Raw genomic sequence first — 16,660 nt, forward strand, 5'->3', positions numbered from 1 at the left:
GCTCTCCGAGCACGTCCCGCGCGGGAAGATCAAGGGGCCTTCAGCGAGCCGGCGGTCGTCCGGGGTGCACTCGGCTGCGAGGTGAACGCGGTGCTGACGGAAGGGAGATTTACGCCACTTTCGTGAGGCTGTAGCCACCCTGAGGGAGGACATGCGAGCCGCGGACGGTCACGCACTGTCTTACTCTCAAGTAGTGCGCGCTCTTCTCGTGGTGAACCCGCAGGCGACTACAACGACGCCGGCGGGCCGTGACGTGCTGGCGCACGCACTCGCGAGCGACGTGAAGCTGGAGGTCATCGAGACCTCCTACCGCGGCCATGCGGCGGACGCCGCGCACCAGGCCGCGGCGGACGGGTTCGACCTCGTCATCGCCCACGGCGGCGACGGCACGGTCAACGAGGCGGTCAACGGCATCCTGCGCGGCGGACCCCGCCCCGAGAAGCCGATGCTCGGCGTCGTGCCCGGCGGATCGGCCAACGTCTTCGCGGGCGCGCTCGGCATTCCGCGCGACCCCGTCGAGGCCACGCACGTCCTGCTCCAGTCGATCGAGCACGGCACCCGGCGCCGCATCGGGCTCGGCCAGGTCTTCGCGGACGTCATCGAGGACGGCCGCTGGTTCACGTTCAACGCGGGCATGGGCCTCGACGCCGATGTCGTCGCCGGCGTGGAACGCAAGCGTGCCAAGGGCCACAACGCGAGTCCGGCCCTGTACCTGAGCGTCGCCGTCAAGGCGTACGCGCAACTCGTGCGCAAGCCGCAGCACTTCACCGTCGAGGTTCCGGACGAGGCGCCGTTCGACGACGTCGGCATGGTGTTCGTGTCGAACACCGACCCGTGGACGTACCTGGGCGACAGGGCGATCCAGCTCAACCCCAGCACGTCCTTCGACGGCGGCCTCGGCCTGAGTGCGTTGAGGACTTTGCGGGTACCCACCGTCGGGCGCTACATCGCCCAGGTCCTCGCGACCGGGAATCCGAAGGGCGGGAATCTCGTTCGGCGTGACGACGTGGGTTATGTAAGAGTGAAGTGCGAGGAGCCCGCGAACCTCCAGGTTGACGGAGATTTCCTCGGAACGACCACGGCGGTGGAGTTCCGGGCGGTCCCGGACGCGTTGACTGTTGCCCTGTAAGGAACTTGACAGTCCGTGATCGGTTCGTGACCGTCTCGGTACCCAGCCGGGATGTACTGCAGTCGAGTGACAGCAGAGCGTGAAACCCCAGGTGAACGCTGTCGATCTTTTGGGTGAGTTCACTCACCGGGTCAGTGGTTACCCCTTGACATCCCAGCCGTTCGTGAAAGCATTCACAAGCACCCCAAAAACGACCGCTGACAACCGGCGTGCCCTTGTGCGCGCCCACTCGCTGAGGAGTAGTTCCAATGGACTGGCGCCACCGCGCGATCTGCCGCGACGAGGACCCCGAGCTGTTCTTCCCCGTTGGGAACAGTGGTCCCGCGCTGCTTCAGATCGCCGAGGCGAAGACCGTCTGCCGCCGCTGCCCCGTCGTTTCCGACTGCCTCGCGTGGGCGCTCGAGAGCGGCCAGGACGCCGGCGTGTGGGGCGGGATGAGCGAAGACGAGCGCCGCGCCCTCAAGCGCCGCAACGCCCGCACGCGGGCCCGCAGCAACGCCTGACCAGGCAGTTAGCCGCGAACAAGCTACACAGAAGAAGCCCGACACCGTGCCAGGTGTCGGGCTTCTTCGTTTGTTTGCACACCCTCCCGCATGACCACGTGAGACCGCTGAGGCTGGTCGCCACGTGTGCACGGCGTTAGTTTAGCGCCGCCCTCTGAGCGGCACGCGCAGGACCGCCTCAGTACCGCCTCGGGGCCTGCGCCGCAAGCTCAAAGAGCCTCTCAATTCGGAATCAACAAGGGTCCGAACGATCTGCAGACCGAGACGATCGGTGCGTTCCAGCGAGAAACCCTGCGGAAGACCCTTGCCGTCGTCGGTGATCGTCACGTCGAGCCACTTCGCGGACCGCTCGGAATGCACGACGACCTCTCCGCGCTGGCCAGGGGCGTAGGCGTGTTCGAAGGCGTTCTGCACGAGTTCGGTCAGCACCATCACCAGCGGGGTGGCGATCTCGGCCGGCACGATGCCGAACCCGCCCTCGCGGCGCACGCTGACCTGCGTCTCGGTGACCGCCACGTCGCTCATCATCGGGATGACCTTGTCGACCACGTCGTCGAGATCGACCCGCTCGTCGACACTCATCGACAGCGTCTCGTGAACCAGTGCGATGGAGGTCACACGGCGCACCGACTCGGCGAGGGCCTCCTTCGCCTCCGGGTTGCTCAACCTGCGGCTTTGCAGCCTCAGCAGGGCCGCGACGGTCTGCAGGTTGTTCTTCACCCGGTGGTGGATCTCGCGGATCGTGGCGTCCTTGGACATCAACGCGCGGTCGCGGCGGCGCACCTCGGTGACGTCGCGGCACAGCACGATGGCGCCCGCGGCCTGTCCGCGTGGCCGAAGGGGCAAAGACCGGAACAGCACCGCGGCACCGCGCCGTGACTCGGCCTCCATGCGCATCGACGGCTGGCCGTCCAGCGCCTGCCTGATGCGCTGAGCGACCTCGGTGGCGTCGAACGGGTCGCCGATGAGACTGCGCGTCAACGGCGCCAGGTGCACACCCACGAGGTCGGACGCGTGCCCCATGCGGTGGTAGGCCGACAGCGCGTTCGGCGAGGCGAAGACCACCGCCCCGGACGGATCGAGCCTGATCAGGCCGTCACCGACACGCGGACTGGTGTGCACGTCCGGCGAGGGTTCGGGCGCGGGGAACGTGCCGTCCGCGATCATCTGGCACAGGTCGGCCGCGCTGCCGAGGTACGAGATCTCCAACGGCGACGGCACGCGCGGCACGGCCAGGTTGGTGCTGCGGCTCAGCACCGCGATGACCTGGCTGCCCAGCCGCACCGGGATGGTCTCGCGCCGCACCGGCACGCCCAGGTGCCAGCGCGGGTCCTCCTCGCGGCAGATCCGCGACTCGTCGATGGCCCGGCGCAGCTGCGGGTGGTCCTCCGAGTCGACCTCGCTGCCGACGACGTCCTCCGGGTGGGCCGTGGGGGCCGTCGTGGGACGGGCCTGGGCGACGCAGAGGAACTTGTCCTCTTCGAGGGGGACCCACATGACGAAGTCCGCGAACGACAGGTCGGAGAGGAGTTGCCACTCCGCGACCACCAGCTGGAGGTGGTCGACGGCGGCGCCGGAGAGCTTGGTCTGCTCGGCCAGCAGGTCCGTGAGCGTGCTCAGAACTCCTCCATGAGAAACTGGTGGGTGAAGCAGTTCTTGATCCTAGGAGAAACCCATGTCGAAGCGTGCTCGCAAGCGCCGCGACCGCAAAAAGGGCGGCGCCAACCGAGGCAAGCGCCCCAACGCCTGAGTACTGCGAAAGGCCCTGGACACCACCACGGTGACCAGGGCCTTTTGTGTTGCTGGAGGAGGTTCAGTCCTCGCTGCGGATCTCTACGATCGTGGCGCGGATGCGCGCCTTCAGATCGGCGGGCGCGTAGTCTCCGCCACACTTGCGGGCGAGCAGCGCCTTGAGGTGCTCCTCCAGCCCGAACTGCTCCAGGCACGGATGGCACTCGTCGAGGTGCGTCTGCAGCGCCGCGCGCCGGGTCTTGTCGCATTCCTGGTCCAGGAACAGCCAGACCTCGGACAGCACCTCTGAGCAGTCGGTGTCGTGGGGTTCGCCGCAGTTCATGACGCGTCTCCGTTGCTACCGTTGCCGCCTCGGAGGAAGCCGCGGTCGCGGGCGACGTCCGCCAGCATGTCGCGGAGCTGGCGACGGCCCCGGTGCAACCGGGACATCACCGTGCCGATCGGGGTGCCCATGATGTCAGCGATCTCCTTGTACGCGAAGCCTTCGACATCGGCGAGGTAGACCGCGATCCGGAACTCCTCCGGCAACCGCTGCAATGCTTCCTTGACGTCGCTGTCGGGCAGGTTGTCGAGTGCCTCGACCTCGGCGCTGCGCAGCCCGGACGAGGTGTGGCTTTCCGCCTGCGCCAGCTGCCAGTCCGTGATCTCGTCGGTCGGCTGCTGAATCGGCTGGCGCTGCTTCTTGCGGTAGCCGTTGATGTACGTGTTCGTCAGGATCCGGTAAAGCCATGCCTTCAGGTTCGTGCCCTCCGAGAAGGAGGCGAACGCCGAATAGGCCTTGAGGAACGTCTCCTGAACCAGGTCCTCGGCATCGGCCGGATTGCGCGTCATGCGCAAGGCCGCCGAGTAAAGCTGGTCGAGCATGGGCATCGCGTCGCGTTCGAAACGCGCAGCGCGTTCCGCCGTCGTCTCTGTCGTGCCGGTGGCGGGCACCGCGCTCCCTTCCCACAGGTTCTGGGTCGGGACTGACTCTACGCGTGACCGCTCGAGCATGTTCGTTGCCACGTTCTACCTAACAACAGAGGTGCTGGTAGTAATTCCGCATGGCCGGACGTGGGACCCCCGCCACAGCGCTGCTGGACAAGCAGCGGGTGGCGCACACCTTGCATTCGTACGAGCACGACCCCCGCCACGAGTCCTACGGGCTGGAGGCGGCCGAGGCGCTCGGGCTGGTGCCGGAGCGCGTCTTCAAGACGCTCGTGGCCGAGGTGGACGGCAAGCTCGCGGTCGGCGTCGTGCCGGTGACGGTGCAGCTCGACCTGAAGGGTCTCGCGGCGGCGCTCAAGGGCAAGAAGGCCAAGATGGCCGTCGTCGCCGACGCCGAGCGCGCCACGGGTTACGTCGCCGGCGGCATTTCTCCACTCGGCCAGAAGAAGCGCCTGCCGGTCGTGCTCGACGAGTCGGCCCTGCGGTTCGAGACCTTGTTCTGCAGCGCCGGCAGGCGTGGCCTCGAAGTCGAGATCACGCCTGCCGACCTGGTACGACTCACCGGAGCGGTGGTCGCGAAGATCAGCGCCTAGTGGTGTGACCCGCTAGCTGACCGGCCAGCCGATGTTGCCGACCTGCACGGGAGCGCCGATCCACGACGGCCACGCGACGGTGACCCGGGCACCGAGGCTGCCCTGGCCGGGCAGGTCGAACTGGATGGACGCGGGCGTCACGTGCGGACCGCTGATCCGCGAGCCCACGTAGAGGACGGCTTGGTAGTCCCCGTGGACGGTCGCCTCGCTGTACTCGCCCTGGCCACCGGTCAGCGGGACGTTCATGTCCGCGCCCTCGGCGTCGAGGAACCGCAGGTTGCTCACGCTGCCGCCGATCGTGCAGGTGACGCCCTCCGCGGCGGCGAACCTGACCACGTGCCCCTTGTTCGTGCTCCCGTTCGGGCGCATGTCGTGGGCGCTGATCACCAGGTCGTCTCCGGTGCACCACGGCGCGTCGTCGGCCTGCGCCGTCGTCGCTACCGCGGCGGACAGGAGGGCGGCACCGGCCAATGCCAGTGCGGTGGTGCGGAACGAGTTCACGCGTTCTCCCCGAATACGTCTCGATTGGTGATTCCCCTTACGACCGGGGTGACGCCATCGATGCGCATTCGGTTGTCACGAAAACGAATTGCCGTACTTTCGGCCGACGGCGTGTCCATTCGGCCAGCGCGCTATTCCCCCGTCTGGCCGTCGATCGCTTCCCGGATCAGATCGGCGTGACCGTTGTGGCGGGCGTACTCCTCGATCATGTGGTTGAGGATCCACCGCAGGCTGGGGACGCGCCCGTCACGCCACGGCGCCCGCTTCGCCGGTTGGCTCAGATCGCCGCGCCTGAGCGCCTCGATCAGGTCCTTCCTGGCGCCGTCGACAGCGCGCAGCCACAACGCGCGCAACTGCTCAGGAGTGTCGTCGGCGGCCGAGCACCAGTCCCAGTCGTTGTCGGTCTTCCAGTCGACGCTCGCCCACGGTTCCAGCGGCTCGCGGTCGTGCAGGACGACGCGGAACCACTGCTGCTCCACGTAGGCGAGGTGCTTGACCATCCCGCCCAGGGTCATCGTGGACTTCGCCACGGTCGCGTTGAGCTGCTCCGCGGTGAGGCCCTCGATCTTCCACATGAGGGTGGCGCGGTGGAACTCGAGGAACCCCTTGAGGGTGGTGAGCTCATCGCCGCCCATCGGTGGTTCTGGCCTGCCGTGCTCATCGATGACCGTCATGGGCCGAACGTTAGTCCAGCGGGCGCAGCACGCGATCCATCCACTCGCCGACGTAGCGACCGACGTCCGCGACCGAGGCCTTCAGCGAGTGGTCGCCCTTCAGCAGCACGACCTCGCGGTGGTGGGCGCGCTCGGGCTGGCCGAACGGGTCGTTCTCGCCCTGCACGACCAGCGTGGCGACCTCGACGCCGTCCAGTTCGGCCATCCGCGACTTCTCCGGCTTGCCCGGCGGGTGCACCGGGAAAGCCAGGCACAGCACCGCGACGGCCTGGCCCTCGACCGAGGTCCGGCAGGCCACGCGTGCACCCGACGACCGGCCCCCGAACACCAGGGGCAGGCCGTCGAACCAGCGTTCGCCCAGGTCCTCGACCACCGCCAGCCACGCCGTGTCGAGCTGGCCGGCCGGCGCCGGGGCACGACGGCCCGCGACGCGGTAGGGCTGTTCGATCAACGCCACGTGCACGCCGACGGAGTTCGCGGCGTGGCACGCGGCGACGAGATCCGGGGCCTCGACGCCACCGCCGGCGCCGTGGCCCAGGAGCAGTGCGGCACGCGGTTCGTGGGCACAGTGCAGCGAGGCCCGCGCGGGGCCGTGCGGCGTGTCCACCAACAGCGTGGTCATGACAGCTCGAACAAGCTGGGTGAGGGCTTCTCGTCCTCGGTGAGCGAGACGCGGTCGATCAGGGACGGCTTGTTGTTCTTCACGCTGTTCACCTCGGTCGACACCGGCCGCAGCTCGAGCGCCTCGACGATCGACGGGTCGGGGGACAGCAGCTCGCTCGGGTCGAGCGACGTCGGGTCGAGCCACGCCGACCAGCGGTCCGCAGGCAGCAGCAACGGCATGCGGTGGTGCACCTCGGTCATCGCGCCGATGGCCTCCGTGGTGAGCACCGCGCACGTGACGGTCGGGACGTCGTCCTTCCACCACACGGACCACAGGCCCGCCATCGCCAGGGACGTGTCGTCCCCGAGGGTGATGAAGTACGGCTGCTTGCGCCCCTCAGCCGGCTGCCACTCGTACCAGCCGGCCGCGGGGATGATGCAGCGCCGCTTGATCGCCGACTGCTTGAACGCGGGCTTGGTCAGCACGCTCTCGGCGCGGGCGTTGATCATCTTGGCCGCACCGGAGAGGTCCTTGGCCCAGTGCGGGACGAGCCCCCAGCGCATGACGCGGATGCTGCGTTGCAGCTCCTCGTCCTCGGGCTGGCGCTCGACCACGGCCATCACGCGCTTGGTGGGAGCGATGTTGTAGTCCGCCCCCGGTGCCTCGTCGCCGGTCTCGTCCACCGCGTCGAACTCCGCCGCCAGCAGCGCCGGGTCCTTGGTGGAGGCGTACCTACCACACAAAACCGATCACCTCCGAAGTCTCAATTGTCCCACGCCGGGAACACCTGTGCGAGCTTGCCAAGGCCGATGCGGGATCATTCAGGCATGACTCAGCACTGGTCAGCTCCCAGCGCGTCCGGCCCAGTCCACTCGACGGTGCCGGTGCCCGGCTCGAAGTCGATCACCAACCGCGTCCTGGTCCTCGCGGCGCTGGCCGACGGGCCGTCCACGGTCCACGCGCCGCTGCGCAGCCGGGACACGGTGCTGATGACGGCCGCGCTCTCGTCGCTGGGCGTCGGCATCACCGATCGCGAGGACGGCGGCTGGGACGTGGTGCCCGGTCTGCTGCGCGGGCCCGCCGACGTCGACTGCGGTCTCGCGGGCACGGTCATGCGCTTCCTGCCGCCCGCCGCCGCGCTGGCCGAGGGCGAGATCAGGTTCGACGGCGACCCGCACGCGCGGACGCGGCCGATGAGCACCGTGCTGGGTGCGCTGCGGTCGCTGGGCGTCGAGGTCGACGGGGACGCGCTGCCGTTCACGTTGCACGGCACGGGATCGGTGCCCGGCGGCGAGGTGACGATCGACGCGTCGGGCTCGTCGCAGTTCGTGTCCGGGCTGCTGCTGTCCGCCGCCCGGTTCGACAAGGGCGTGACGGTCCGGCACGACGGCAAGCCCGTGCCCTCGTTGCCGCACATCGACATGACGGTCCAGACGCTGCGGTCGGTCGGCGTCGAGGTGGACACGAGCGTGCCGAACGTGTGGCGCGTCGAGCCCGGTGTGATCAAGGCACGCACGTGGCACGTGGAGCCGGACCTGTCGAACGCGACGGTGTTCCTCGCGGCGGCCGCGGTGACCGGTGGCGAGGTGACGATCCCGCACTGGCCGGCCGCCACGACCCAGCCCGGCGACGCGGTGCGCGGAATCCTGGAGCGCATGGGCTGTGCGGTCGAGGTGTCGGAGCGCGGCCTGACCGTGCGCGGTCCGGCGAAGCTGTCCGGTGTGGACATCGACCTGCGTGACGAGAGCGAGCTCACCCCGACCGTCGCCGCGCTCGCGGCGCTGGCCGAGGGCCGCACGACCATCCGGGGCGTGGCGCACATCCGCGGCCACGAGACCGACCGGATCGCCGCGCTCGTCAACGAGATCAACGCCGTCGGCGGCAACGCGACCGAGACCGAGGACGGCCTGGTCATCGACCCCGCTCCCCTGCACGGCGGCGTGTGGAAGGCCTACGCCGACCACCGCATGGCGACCGCGGGCGCGATCATCGGGCTGGTGGTGCCGGGCATGTCGGTCGACGACATCGGCAGCACCACCAAGACGATCCCGGACTTCCCGGGCATGTGGGACGCCATGCTCACCGGGGGCGCGTAGAAGTGAGCAAGCAGGACTGGCGCAAACTCGACGAGTCCGACGTGCGCGTGCGCCCCGGCAAGGGGACGCGGCCGCGCAGCAAGAGGCGGCCGGAACACGCCGACGCCGAGACCGCGATGATCATCGGCGTGGACCGCGGCCGCTGGACGTGCGCGATGGAGTCCGGCGCCGTCGTCACGGCGATGCGAGCGCGCGAACTGGGCCGCACGCCCGTCGTGGTCGGCGACCAGGTGGGCATCGTCGGTGACACGTCGGGCCAGCCGGACACGCTGGCCCGCATCGTGCGCGTCGAGGAGCGCACCTCGGTGCTGCGCCGGACCGCGGACGACACCGACCCGTTCGAACGGGTCGTCGTCGCGAACGCGTCCCAGCTCATCATGGTCGTCGCGCTGGCCGATCCCCCGCCGCGCACGGGTTTCATCGACCGCTGCCTGGTCGCCGCGTACGCCGGCGGCCTGGAACCGGTGCTGTGCCTGACGAAGTCGGACCTCGCCTCGGCGGACTCCCTGCTGGCGCTGTACACCGAACTCGACGTGGCGGTGGTCGTGACCCGCTCCGACGAGGAACCCGCCGAACTGCGCGCCCGGCTGGCCAACACGGTGTCGTGCCTGATCGGCCACTCCGGCGTCGGCAAGTCCACCCTGGTCAACAAGCTCGTGCCGGGCGCGAACCGCGCGGTGGGCGTGGTGTCCGGCGTCGGCAAGGGCCGGCACACCTCCACCCAGGCCGTCGCCCTGCGGCTGCCCGAGGGCGGCTGGGTCGTGGACACGCCGGGCATCCGCTCGTTCGGCCTCGCCCACATCACGCCGGACGACATCGTGAAGGCCTTCCCGGACTTCGCCGAGGCCGCAGAGGAGTGCCCGCCCGGCTGCGGCCACCTCGGTTCGCCCGAGGATCCCGGCTGCATGCTGGACGAGCTCGTGCCGGACGCGCCGGGCCGGCTGACGTCGTTGCGGCGGCTGCTGGCGTCCCGTGCCGGCATGGACGACTACACGGACGGATCATGAGCATGCGCTGGACGTTGCCCCTGCTGGTCGCTCTCGCCGCGTGCTCGGCGCCGGAAGAGCCCAAGGCACCGGCGTTCACGGAGGTCGATCCCTGCTCGCTGCTGCAGTCCGGCGACGCGGGCCAGATGAACGGCTCCCCCACCAGAACCGAGCGGACGTGCGACTACCCGTTCGACTCGCTGACCGTGCGGCTGACGTTGCTGAGCGCGAACTACGCGGACGAGTCCCAGAAGCTGCTGTCCGACGGCGGCTACGGCGGGGTGGTCGACGACCGTCCGCTCACGCGCAAGTGCGTCGACTCCTCGGGCGAGGTGACGTGCGATGCCGTCGTCGAGGCGAAGGAAGGGCAGCTCATCGGGCTGAAGGTCCTGCAGCGCAGCCACGACCTCAACGTGGTCGGGCAGGTCACCCAGGGACTGGCGGCGAAGGCCGTGGAGAGGTTGCCGAAGTGAAGCGCGTCCGCGACTGGGCAGAACGCCTCGCAACCATGGTTGTCACATCCTGACGCGCTGTCTCGTCCACCGGTCATGAAGGTATTCGTGATCGGTGCGACGGGTGTTCTCGGACGGGAAGCGGTCCCCCAGCTGCGGGCGGCCGGACACGAGGTCGGTGTGCTGGACCGGCACACGACCTCGGTGTTCGACGTGGACCAGCTCACGGCCGCGTTCACGGGCTACGACGCCGTCCTCAACCTCGCCACCCGCATCCCGCTCAGCGCGAAAGCCGTGCTCGCGAGCGCGTGGGCGGAGAACAACCGCCTTCGCACCGAGGGCAGCGCCGCCGTGGCCGAGGCCGCGATCAGGGCCGGGGCCGGGCGGGTCGTGCAGGAGGGCATCTCGTTCGTCTACGCGGACGGTGGTGACCGCGAACTCGACGAGAGCGCGCCGATCAAGCCCGTCGGGCACATCGCCAGCTCGGTCACGGCGCAGCACAACGTCCTGAAGCACCCCGGCGGTGTGTTCCTGCGCATCGGGATGCTGATCGGCGGCGAGGCCCAGTCGCCGCCGGTGCTCGTCGGCGACGGCTGGATGTCGGTCGTGCACCCCGCCGACGCGGCCGCCGCGGCGATCGCCGCGCTCGACGCGCCCGCGGGGATCTACAACGTCGGGACGCCGGTTCTCAAGCGGGACACGGGGATCACGCGGCTGCCGAAGTTCTTCGGCAGGTTCGCCGCGTCGTTCGAGGTGTTCGGCCGTTCGCAGCGGGTGGTGAGCACGAAGCTCACCGAGGCCACGGGCTGGAAGCCGCGGCACTAACCCATGTGCGGGTACCGGTGATCCGTGGGCGGCACCAGGGTCTCCTTGATGGCGCGCGGGCTCGTCCACCGCTGCAGGTTGTAGATCGAGCCCGCCTTGTCGTTGGTGCCGGAACCGCGCGACCCGCCGAACGGCTGCTGCCCGACGACGGCACCGGTCGGCTTGTCGTTGACGTAGAAGTTGCCCGCGGCGAACCGCAGCGCGCGGTGCGCCTGTTCGATGGCGGCCCGGTCGCGCGCGAAGACGGCGCCGGTCAGCGCGTACGGCGTGGAGGTGTCGATGGTCTCCATCATCTTCTGGAAGTCCGCGTCCTCGTAGACGTGCACAGCGAGGATCGGGCCGAAGTACTCGGTCGTGAAGATGTCGTGGCGCGGGTCGGTGCCGAGCAGCACGGTCGGGTCGACGAAGTAGCCCACCGAGTCGTCGCACGAGCCGCCGGCCAGCACCTCGACCGAGGTGGACGCGGACGCCATCAGCAGCGCCTCCTCGTGCTTGGCGAACGCGCGGTGGTCGATCACCGCTCCTCCGAAAACCGACAGGTCCGTGACATCGCCGTAGGACAACGACTTCGTGACGTCGAGCAGCTGCTCGCGCACTCCGCCCTCCCACAGCGACCGGGCGATGTACGCGCGCGAGGCCGCCGAGCACTTCTGGCCCTGGTACTCGAAAGCACCGCGCACCAGCCCGGTGACGAGCGCCTGGGGATCGGCGGAGGCGTGTGCCAGCACGAAGTCCTTGCCGCCGGTCTCGCCGACGACGCGCGGGTAGGCGCGGTAGTGGTCGAGGTTGCCCGCCATGGTCTGCCACAGCGCCTTGAACGTGCGGGTGGAGCCGGTGAAGTGCAGGCCGGCGAAGAACCTGTCCCGCAACGCGACCTGGCTCAACGCCTGGCCGTCGCCGGTCACGAGGTTGATCACGCCCGGCGGCAGGCCCGCTTCTTCGAGCAGCCGCATGGTGAAGTGCGCGGCCAGCTGCTGCGTCGGTGACGGCTTCCACAGCACCGCGTTGCCCATCAGCGCGGGCGCCAGCGGCAGGTTGCCCGCGATGGCGGTGAAGTTGAACGGCGTGATCGCCACGACGAACCCGTCGAGCGGCCGGTGGTCCATCCGGTTCCACACGCCCGGCGACGAGACCGGCTGTTCTTCGAGGATCCGGCGGCCGAAGTGGACGTTGAAGCGCAGGAAGTCGATGAGCTCGCACGCCGCGTCGATCTCGGCCTGCTGCACGGACTTCGACTGGCCGAGGATCGTGGCGGCGTTGAGGGTGTCGCGCCACGGCCCGGCGAGCAGGTCGGCCGCCCGCAGCAGCACCGCGGCCCGTTCGTCGAACGGCAGCTCCTGCCAGCCCGGTGCGGCGTGCTGGGCGGCGCGCATGGCGTCGGCGACGTCCGAGTTCGTGGCCTGCGCCGTCACACCGAGGACGTGCCTGTGGTCGTGCGGCTGGACCACGTCGATGCGGTCGCCGCCGCCCATGCGCTGCTCACCGCTGATGGTCATCGTCAGCTCGTGCGTGGTGCCTTCGAGCTCCGCGATGCGTGCCTGCAGGCTGGCCCGTTCGGCGCTACCGGGTGCATAGGCGCGCACGGGCTCGTTGACCGGTTCGGGTGCAGACGTGACGGCGTCCATTCCCCCATCGTGGCACGCGGTAGTAGGGTCCGTCGGGTGGCGCGGGTGACTGGCATCGGCGGGGTTTTCCTGCGTTCTAGGGACCCTGTGCGCTTGGCCGCCTGGTACCGCGACAACCTGGGCGTGCCGATGAGCGAGAAGGGCACCGTCACCTTCCACTGGCTCGACACGGCGACGAACGAGTACCCCGGCACGACGACGATGGCGTTGTTCGCGCAGGACACGGAGTACATCGGCGAGCCCCACCAGCGCACCATGCTGAACCTGCGCGTGGACGACCTGGTGTCGTTGATGGCCAAGCTGAAGGCGCGCGGCGTCGAGGTGCTGCCCGACACCGAGGATTCGGAGTTCGGCCTGTTCGGGTGGTGCGTCGACCCCGAGGGCAATCGGATCGAGCTGTGGGAACCGGCAGAGGGAATGTGATGCTGGACGAGGCCGTGCACGCCCTGAGGGAGTGGCAGCACGACGACCAGCCGTTCCAGCTCCACCCCGGAGATCTGGGCTGGTACCGGCGTTTCGGTGCCGAGGCGGCCGATGAGGCGATCCGGATCTGGCGCGGCGACGGGCGGATCGTGACCGTCGGGCTGCTGGACGGTGCCGACCTGCTGCGGTGCACGATCGCGCCGGACGCCCGTGCCGACGAGGAGCTGGCGCGCCGGCTGGCCGACGACGTCTGCACTCCCGAGCGCGGCGTCCTTCCCGCCGGGACGGTGTACGTCGAGTCACCGCGGGGCACGCGGTTCCAGGAGCTGATGTTCGAGCGCGGCTGGCAGTCCGACGTGCCGTGGACGCCACTGCGCCGTGATCTCGGTGCCCCGGTGGAGGATCCCGGTGTGCGGGCCGAGGTCGTCGGACATGACCAGGCCGACGTGTACGCCGCCGTGATCCGGGCGTCGTTCGAGAAGTCGACGTTCACCGAGGAGCGCTGGCACGCGATGGCGATCGGCTCGCCGTACGCCGACGCCCGCAGCCTGGTCGTGTTCGACCGGGGCGACGCGGTGGCGGCGATGACCGTGTGGTCAGCGGGTCCCGGCAGGCCCGGGCTGATCGAACCGATGGGCGTGCACCGCGACCATCGGGGCAAGGGGTTCGGCAAGGCGATCACCGTCGCCGGAGCGGCGGCGTTGCGCGAACTCGGCTCGTCGAGCGCACTCGTCTGCACGCCCAGCTCGAACGTGGGCGCGGTCGCCACCTACCGGGCAGCCGGGTTCGACCAGCTGCCCGAGGTGCACGACCAGCGCCGGGACTAGGGCCTGTGTCGAAGTCTGGTTCGAGGAGAGTCGCGCTTGAGGCGGTTCCTGGTGGTGCGGCCGGATGGCCCGCGTACCGGTGTTGTACGTGGGTCGTCCGGCCGTGCCGCCTCGGGCCCGGCTATCGCGGATCAGACTTCGACACAGGCCCTAGAGCAGTTCCAGCACGAACGGAAGCTCCTGCGCGGCGTACCAGGCCAGTTCGTGGTCCTCGGCGCTGCCCAGCGCGAACTCCGCGTCCGGGTCGCCCAGGTCCGCCGCGTCGATGACGTCGACGGCCGCGCGCACGTCCTGCTCGGCCTCTGCCGTGTCGAGGTGCACGGCGGCGACGTCCTTCAGGGTGAACGAACCGCCGACCTTCACGACCGAGAAGTCGAGGTCGGGGCGCAACGTCACGTCGTCCACGTCCACCGCGAGCACCGCGCGCCGCGGCTCGGCCTTCTCGTCGGCGGCCAGCAGCCGCAGGGAAGCCCGCGCGGCATCGAGCATCGCCGCGTACTCCAGTTCCTCCGTGTCGCCCGCCGCGTAGGACTCGCGCAACGCCGGCGTCAGCGCGAACGCCGTGCCGGTGACCGGAGCCAGTTCGCCGCTGTCGACGAACGCGCGCAGCATTGGCACCGTGGCCGGGATGTAGACCCTCATGCGCTCGCCGTCCCCATCAATTCCTCCACCGACTCCTCGACCATGGTCGCGAGAACGTCCACATCGGACATGGCGTCGCGGTCGCCGTTCAAACCGAAGTACACACCGCCGTCGTACGACGTCACCCCGATGGCCAGCGCCTGGTTCTTGGCGAGCGGCACGACCGGGAAGATCTCGGTCATTCTCGCCCCCGCCGCGTACAGCGGCACCTGCGGGCCTGGAACGTTGGTGACGATCACGTTGAACAGCCGGCGGCTGAACGAGCTCGCGGCCCGTGCGCCGAGCGCGTGCAACGTCGGCGGGGCGAAGCCGGAGACCTTCACCAGCGCGTCGGCGGCGACGGACTGACCGGACTCCTGGTGCGCGCGCATCGCGTGGCTCACGTGGTGCAGGCGGACGACCGGGTTCGGCTCGCCGACCGGGAGATCGACCAGGTAGGCGCTCACGTTGTTGCCCGAGTCCGGGTCGGCCTCGCGCACGCTCAGCGGGGCCATCGCGCGGATCGTGGTGCTTCCGGTGACGTTCTCGCCGCGGCTGAGCAGCCAGTTGCGCAGAGCACCGCTCAGGGCGGCGAGCACCACGTCGTTGACCGTGCCGCCGTGCTGCTTGCGGATGGCGCGCAGGGCGTCGAGCTGGGCGCGCGCGACGGCGAACCGGCGCTGCGGCGAGGTGATGCGGACGTTCAGCGGGGAGCCGGGCGCGGGCGTGGCGGCGGTGCGGACGGCCGAGGCGAGCACGCCGAACGCGTTGAAGACCTTCTCGACCGTGTTGACGGTGTCGAGGGCGGCGCTGCGGACGTTCTCCACGAGCTCGCCGGGGCTGTGCACGATGTCGGTGACCGCGTCGGCGACGAGCTGGAGCGAGCTGGGCTCGGGCTGCGGCATCCAGAGGTTCTCGACGTTGGTGCGCGGCGTCGGCGACACGTCCAGCATGACCTGGCCGATCTCCAGCGACGCGATGCCGTCGATCATGGCCTGGTGGGTCTTGGTGATGACCGCGGTCTGGTTCTTCTCGAGGCCCTCGACCAGGTAGATCTCCCACAGCGGGCGGGAGTGGTCGAGCGGGCGCGACATCAGGCGTGCGATCAGGTCGTGCAGCTGCGTGTCGTTGCCCGGCTTGGGCAGGGCGCTTCGGCGAACGTGGTAGGTGACGTCGAAGTCGGGGTCGTCGACCCACACGGGGCGTGCGATGCGTCCGGGGACGTGCACGACCTTCTGCCGGTAGCGCGGCACGAGGCTGAGGCGTTGCTCGATGAGGTCGACGAGCTTGTCGTAGTCGAAGCCCGCCTTGGGCCTGCGGAACACCGCCACACCGCCGACGTGCATCGGCGTCTTGGCGTCCTCCAGGTACAGGAACGAGGCGTCCAGCGCTGACAGGCGGTCCGGCATGCACCCAGCCTAGTGGCGTTCGCGGTCCATCAGCTTCTGAAGTGCGGCGCGTTCGCGCGGATCGCGGTCGTGCCGCTCCAGCCGGATGCGCGCGGCCTCCGGGATCGCGTTCCTCGCCTCCGGGTCCACGTTGGCCATGAACGACCGGAGGAACCGCCAGCGCGTCAGCTTCATGACCGGTGCGAGGTGGGCGACGGCGAGCGACACCCAGCTCAGTGCGACGTCGAGCCTGCGGTCGCCCTTGGTGGCACTGGCCCAGTCGAGGACCACGGGCCCCTCCGGGCCGAGCACGACGTTGCCGGGGTGCAGGTCGAGGTGCAGCAGGTCGCCGTCGCCGCTGAGGAAGCCGGGCGCCGGGATGACGTCGAGGCGGTGGTGCAGGTCCGCGAGCTCCTCGCCGAGGCTGCCCGCGAGCCACGGCTTGCGGCCGATCTCCTCGGACATCCGCGGGCCGGGCACGTACTGCATGACCAGCTCGTCCTCGGTGGCCTCGTGCACGCGCGGGACGGGGATGCCGTAGCCGCTCAGGTACGACATCATCTCGGCCTCGCGCCGCAGGTCACGACCGGTGCGCGTGCGTTTGACGAGCAGCCCGTCGGACCGGATGAAGACATCCGAGTCCTGACCGCTCGCGAGATGTTGACGTTGCGCGACGCTGCGCATACCTGCCGTCATGTGACGATCATCATCGATATGATCCGAAACACAAGGGC

General features: G+C 69.6%; 20 protein-coding genes. 9 read left to right on the forward strand and 11 right to left on the reverse strand.

Annotated elements, in window-relative coordinates:
- The first annotated feature begins 193 nt into the window (after window positions 1-193).
- Together AB0M48_RS18320 and AB0M48_RS18325 are read left to right on the forward strand one after the other, a co-directional pair.
- The gene (locus AB0M48_RS18320) at window positions 194-1,129 is read left to right on the forward strand and encodes a diacylglycerol kinase family protein (RefSeq protein ID WP_363843016.1); all 936 of its coding nucleotides are present in this window, start codon (window positions 194-196) and stop codon (window positions 1,127-1,129) included.
- Window positions 1,130-1,377: 248 nt separating this feature from the next.
- Entirely contained in the window at window positions 1,378-1,632 is a 255-nt protein-coding gene (locus AB0M48_RS18325) for a WhiB family transcriptional regulator (protein ID WP_015104912.1), read from the forward strand.
- Between the two features lie 141 nt (window positions 1,633-1,773).
- Here AB0M48_RS18325 and AB0M48_RS18330 read toward each other — a convergent pair whose 3' ends face one another.
- The 3 genes from AB0M48_RS18330 to AB0M48_RS18340 all read right to left on the reverse strand — a co-directional run bounded on the left by AB0M48_RS18330 (window position 1,774) and on the right by AB0M48_RS18340 (window position 4,377).
- Window positions 1,774-3,252: a histidine kinase N-terminal domain-containing protein gene (locus tag AB0M48_RS18330; protein WP_363843964.1), complete on the reverse strand. Its 1,479-nt coding sequence runs from the start codon at window positions 3,250-3,252 to the stop codon at window positions 1,774-1,776.
- 193 nt (window positions 3,253-3,445) lie between these two features.
- The gene (rsrA, locus tag AB0M48_RS18335; RefSeq protein WP_319988898.1) at window positions 3,446-3,706 is read right to left on the reverse strand and encodes a mycothiol system anti-sigma-R factor; all 261 of its coding nucleotides are present in this window, start codon (window positions 3,704-3,706) and stop codon (window positions 3,446-3,448) included.
- A complete protein-coding gene (locus AB0M48_RS18340; protein ID WP_266039364.1) occupies window positions 3,703-4,377 on the reverse strand; it encodes a sigma-70 family RNA polymerase sigma factor in 675 nt (224 codons plus the stop codon). The genes rsrA and AB0M48_RS18340 overlap by 4 nt, the downstream gene beginning before the upstream one ends.
- Before the next feature lie 50 nt (window positions 4,378-4,427).
- On the opposite strand from AB0M48_RS18340, the gene ybaK reads away from it, so the two are divergent.
- Window positions 4,428-4,904, forward strand: coding sequence for a Cys-tRNA(Pro) deacylase (gene ybaK, locus AB0M48_RS18345; protein WP_363843021.1), 477 nt, complete (start codon window positions 4,428-4,430; stop codon window positions 4,902-4,904).
- A gap of 12 nt (window positions 4,905-4,916) precedes the next feature.
- On the opposite strand, the gene AB0M48_RS18350 is transcribed toward ybaK, so the two are convergent.
- From AB0M48_RS18350 to AB0M48_RS18365, 4 genes are all read right to left on the reverse strand, one after another.
- Window positions 4,917-5,405 (reverse strand): hypothetical protein, encoded by a 489-nt coding sequence (locus AB0M48_RS18350; RefSeq protein WP_363843024.1) that lies wholly within the window; start codon window positions 5,403-5,405, stop codon window positions 4,917-4,919.
- A 131-nt stretch (window positions 5,406-5,536) separates the two neighbouring features.
- Window positions 5,537-6,079: a DinB family protein gene (locus AB0M48_RS18355; protein WP_363843026.1), complete on the reverse strand. Its 543-nt coding sequence runs from the start codon at window positions 6,077-6,079 to the stop codon at window positions 5,537-5,539.
- Between the two features lie 10 nt (window positions 6,080-6,089).
- The gene (locus AB0M48_RS18360; RefSeq protein ID WP_319988893.1) at window positions 6,090-6,701 is read right to left on the reverse strand and encodes an alpha/beta family hydrolase; all 612 of its coding nucleotides are present in this window, start codon (window positions 6,699-6,701) and stop codon (window positions 6,090-6,092) included.
- Entirely contained in the window at window positions 6,698-7,426 is a 729-nt protein-coding gene (locus AB0M48_RS18365; RefSeq protein WP_363843031.1) for an SOS response-associated peptidase, read from the reverse strand. The genes AB0M48_RS18360 and AB0M48_RS18365 overlap by 4 nt, the downstream gene beginning before the upstream one ends.
- Window positions 7,427-7,510: 84 nt before the next feature.
- On the opposite strand from AB0M48_RS18365, the gene aroA reads away from it, so the two are divergent.
- The 4 genes from aroA to AB0M48_RS18385 all read left to right on the forward strand — a co-directional run bounded on the left by aroA (window position 7,511) and on the right by AB0M48_RS18385 (window position 11,042).
- A complete protein-coding gene (gene aroA, locus AB0M48_RS18370) occupies window positions 7,511-8,779 on the forward strand; it encodes a 3-phosphoshikimate 1-carboxyvinyltransferase (RefSeq protein ID WP_363843034.1) in 1,269 nt (422 codons plus the stop codon).
- A gap of 2 nt (window positions 8,780-8,781) precedes the next feature.
- The gene (gene rsgA, locus AB0M48_RS18375; RefSeq protein ID WP_363843037.1) at window positions 8,782-9,786 is read left to right on the forward strand and encodes a ribosome small subunit-dependent GTPase A; all 1,005 of its coding nucleotides are present in this window, start codon (window positions 8,782-8,784) and stop codon (window positions 9,784-9,786) included.
- The gene (locus tag AB0M48_RS18380) at window positions 9,783-10,238 is read left to right on the forward strand and encodes a hypothetical protein (RefSeq protein ID WP_363843040.1); all 456 of its coding nucleotides are present in this window, start codon (window positions 9,783-9,785) and stop codon (window positions 10,236-10,238) included. Before rsgA ends, AB0M48_RS18380 begins: the two co-directional genes overlap by 4 nt.
- A 75-nt stretch (window positions 10,239-10,313) precedes the next feature.
- Complete coding sequence (locus AB0M48_RS18385) at window positions 10,314-11,042, forward strand: NAD-dependent epimerase/dehydratase family protein (RefSeq protein ID WP_363843043.1); 729 nt, start codon at window positions 10,314-10,316, stop codon at window positions 11,040-11,042.
- Here AB0M48_RS18385 and pruA read toward each other — a convergent pair.
- The gene (pruA, locus tag AB0M48_RS18390; protein ID WP_363843046.1) at window positions 11,039-12,667 is read right to left on the reverse strand and encodes an L-glutamate gamma-semialdehyde dehydrogenase; all 1,629 of its coding nucleotides are present in this window, start codon (window positions 12,665-12,667) and stop codon (window positions 11,039-11,041) included. The two genes, AB0M48_RS18385 and pruA, sit on opposite strands and share 4 nt — an antisense overlap.
- A 45-nt stretch (window positions 12,668-12,712) precedes the next feature.
- On the opposite strand from pruA, the gene AB0M48_RS18395 reads away from it, so the two are divergent.
- Together AB0M48_RS18395 and AB0M48_RS18400 are read left to right on the forward strand one after the other, a co-directional pair.
- Window positions 12,713-13,090: a VOC family protein gene (locus AB0M48_RS18395; RefSeq protein WP_363843967.1), complete on the forward strand. Its 378-nt coding sequence runs from the start codon at window positions 12,713-12,715 to the stop codon at window positions 13,088-13,090.
- Window positions 13,090-13,917, forward strand: coding sequence for a GNAT family N-acetyltransferase (locus tag AB0M48_RS18400; RefSeq protein WP_363843049.1), 828 nt, complete (start codon window positions 13,090-13,092; stop codon window positions 13,915-13,917). Before AB0M48_RS18395 ends, AB0M48_RS18400 begins: the two co-directional genes overlap by 1 nt.
- A 150-nt stretch (window positions 13,918-14,067) precedes the next feature.
- Here AB0M48_RS18400 and AB0M48_RS18405 read toward each other — a convergent pair whose 3' ends face one another.
- Genes AB0M48_RS18405 through AB0M48_RS18415 form a run of 3 tightly spaced genes read right to left on the reverse strand, consistent with a single transcriptional unit; the run spans window position 14,068 to window position 16,622 of the window.
- On the reverse strand, window positions 14,068-14,559 hold the full coding sequence (locus tag AB0M48_RS18405) for a hypothetical protein (RefSeq protein ID WP_319988881.1): 492 nt from the start codon (window positions 14,557-14,559) through the stop codon (window positions 14,068-14,070).
- Window positions 14,556-15,947 carry a wax ester/triacylglycerol synthase family O-acyltransferase gene (locus AB0M48_RS18410; RefSeq protein ID WP_363843053.1) on the reverse strand — a complete coding sequence of 464 codons (1,392 nt, stop codon included), beginning with the start codon at window positions 15,945-15,947 and terminating at the stop codon, window positions 14,556-14,558. Before AB0M48_RS18410 ends, AB0M48_RS18405 begins: the two co-directional genes overlap by 4 nt.
- Window positions 15,948-15,956: 9 nt before the next feature.
- On the reverse strand, window positions 15,957-16,622 hold the full coding sequence (locus tag AB0M48_RS18415) for a phosphotransferase (RefSeq protein WP_363843056.1): 666 nt from the start codon (window positions 16,620-16,622) through the stop codon (window positions 15,957-15,959).
- Window positions 16,623-16,660: the final 38 nt, after the last annotated feature.

It is taken from the genome of Lentzea sp. NPDC051208 (genome assembly GCF_040682435.1).
Classification (GTDB): domain Bacteria; phylum Actinomycetota; class Actinomycetes; order Mycobacteriales; family Pseudonocardiaceae; genus Lentzea; species Lentzea kristufekii.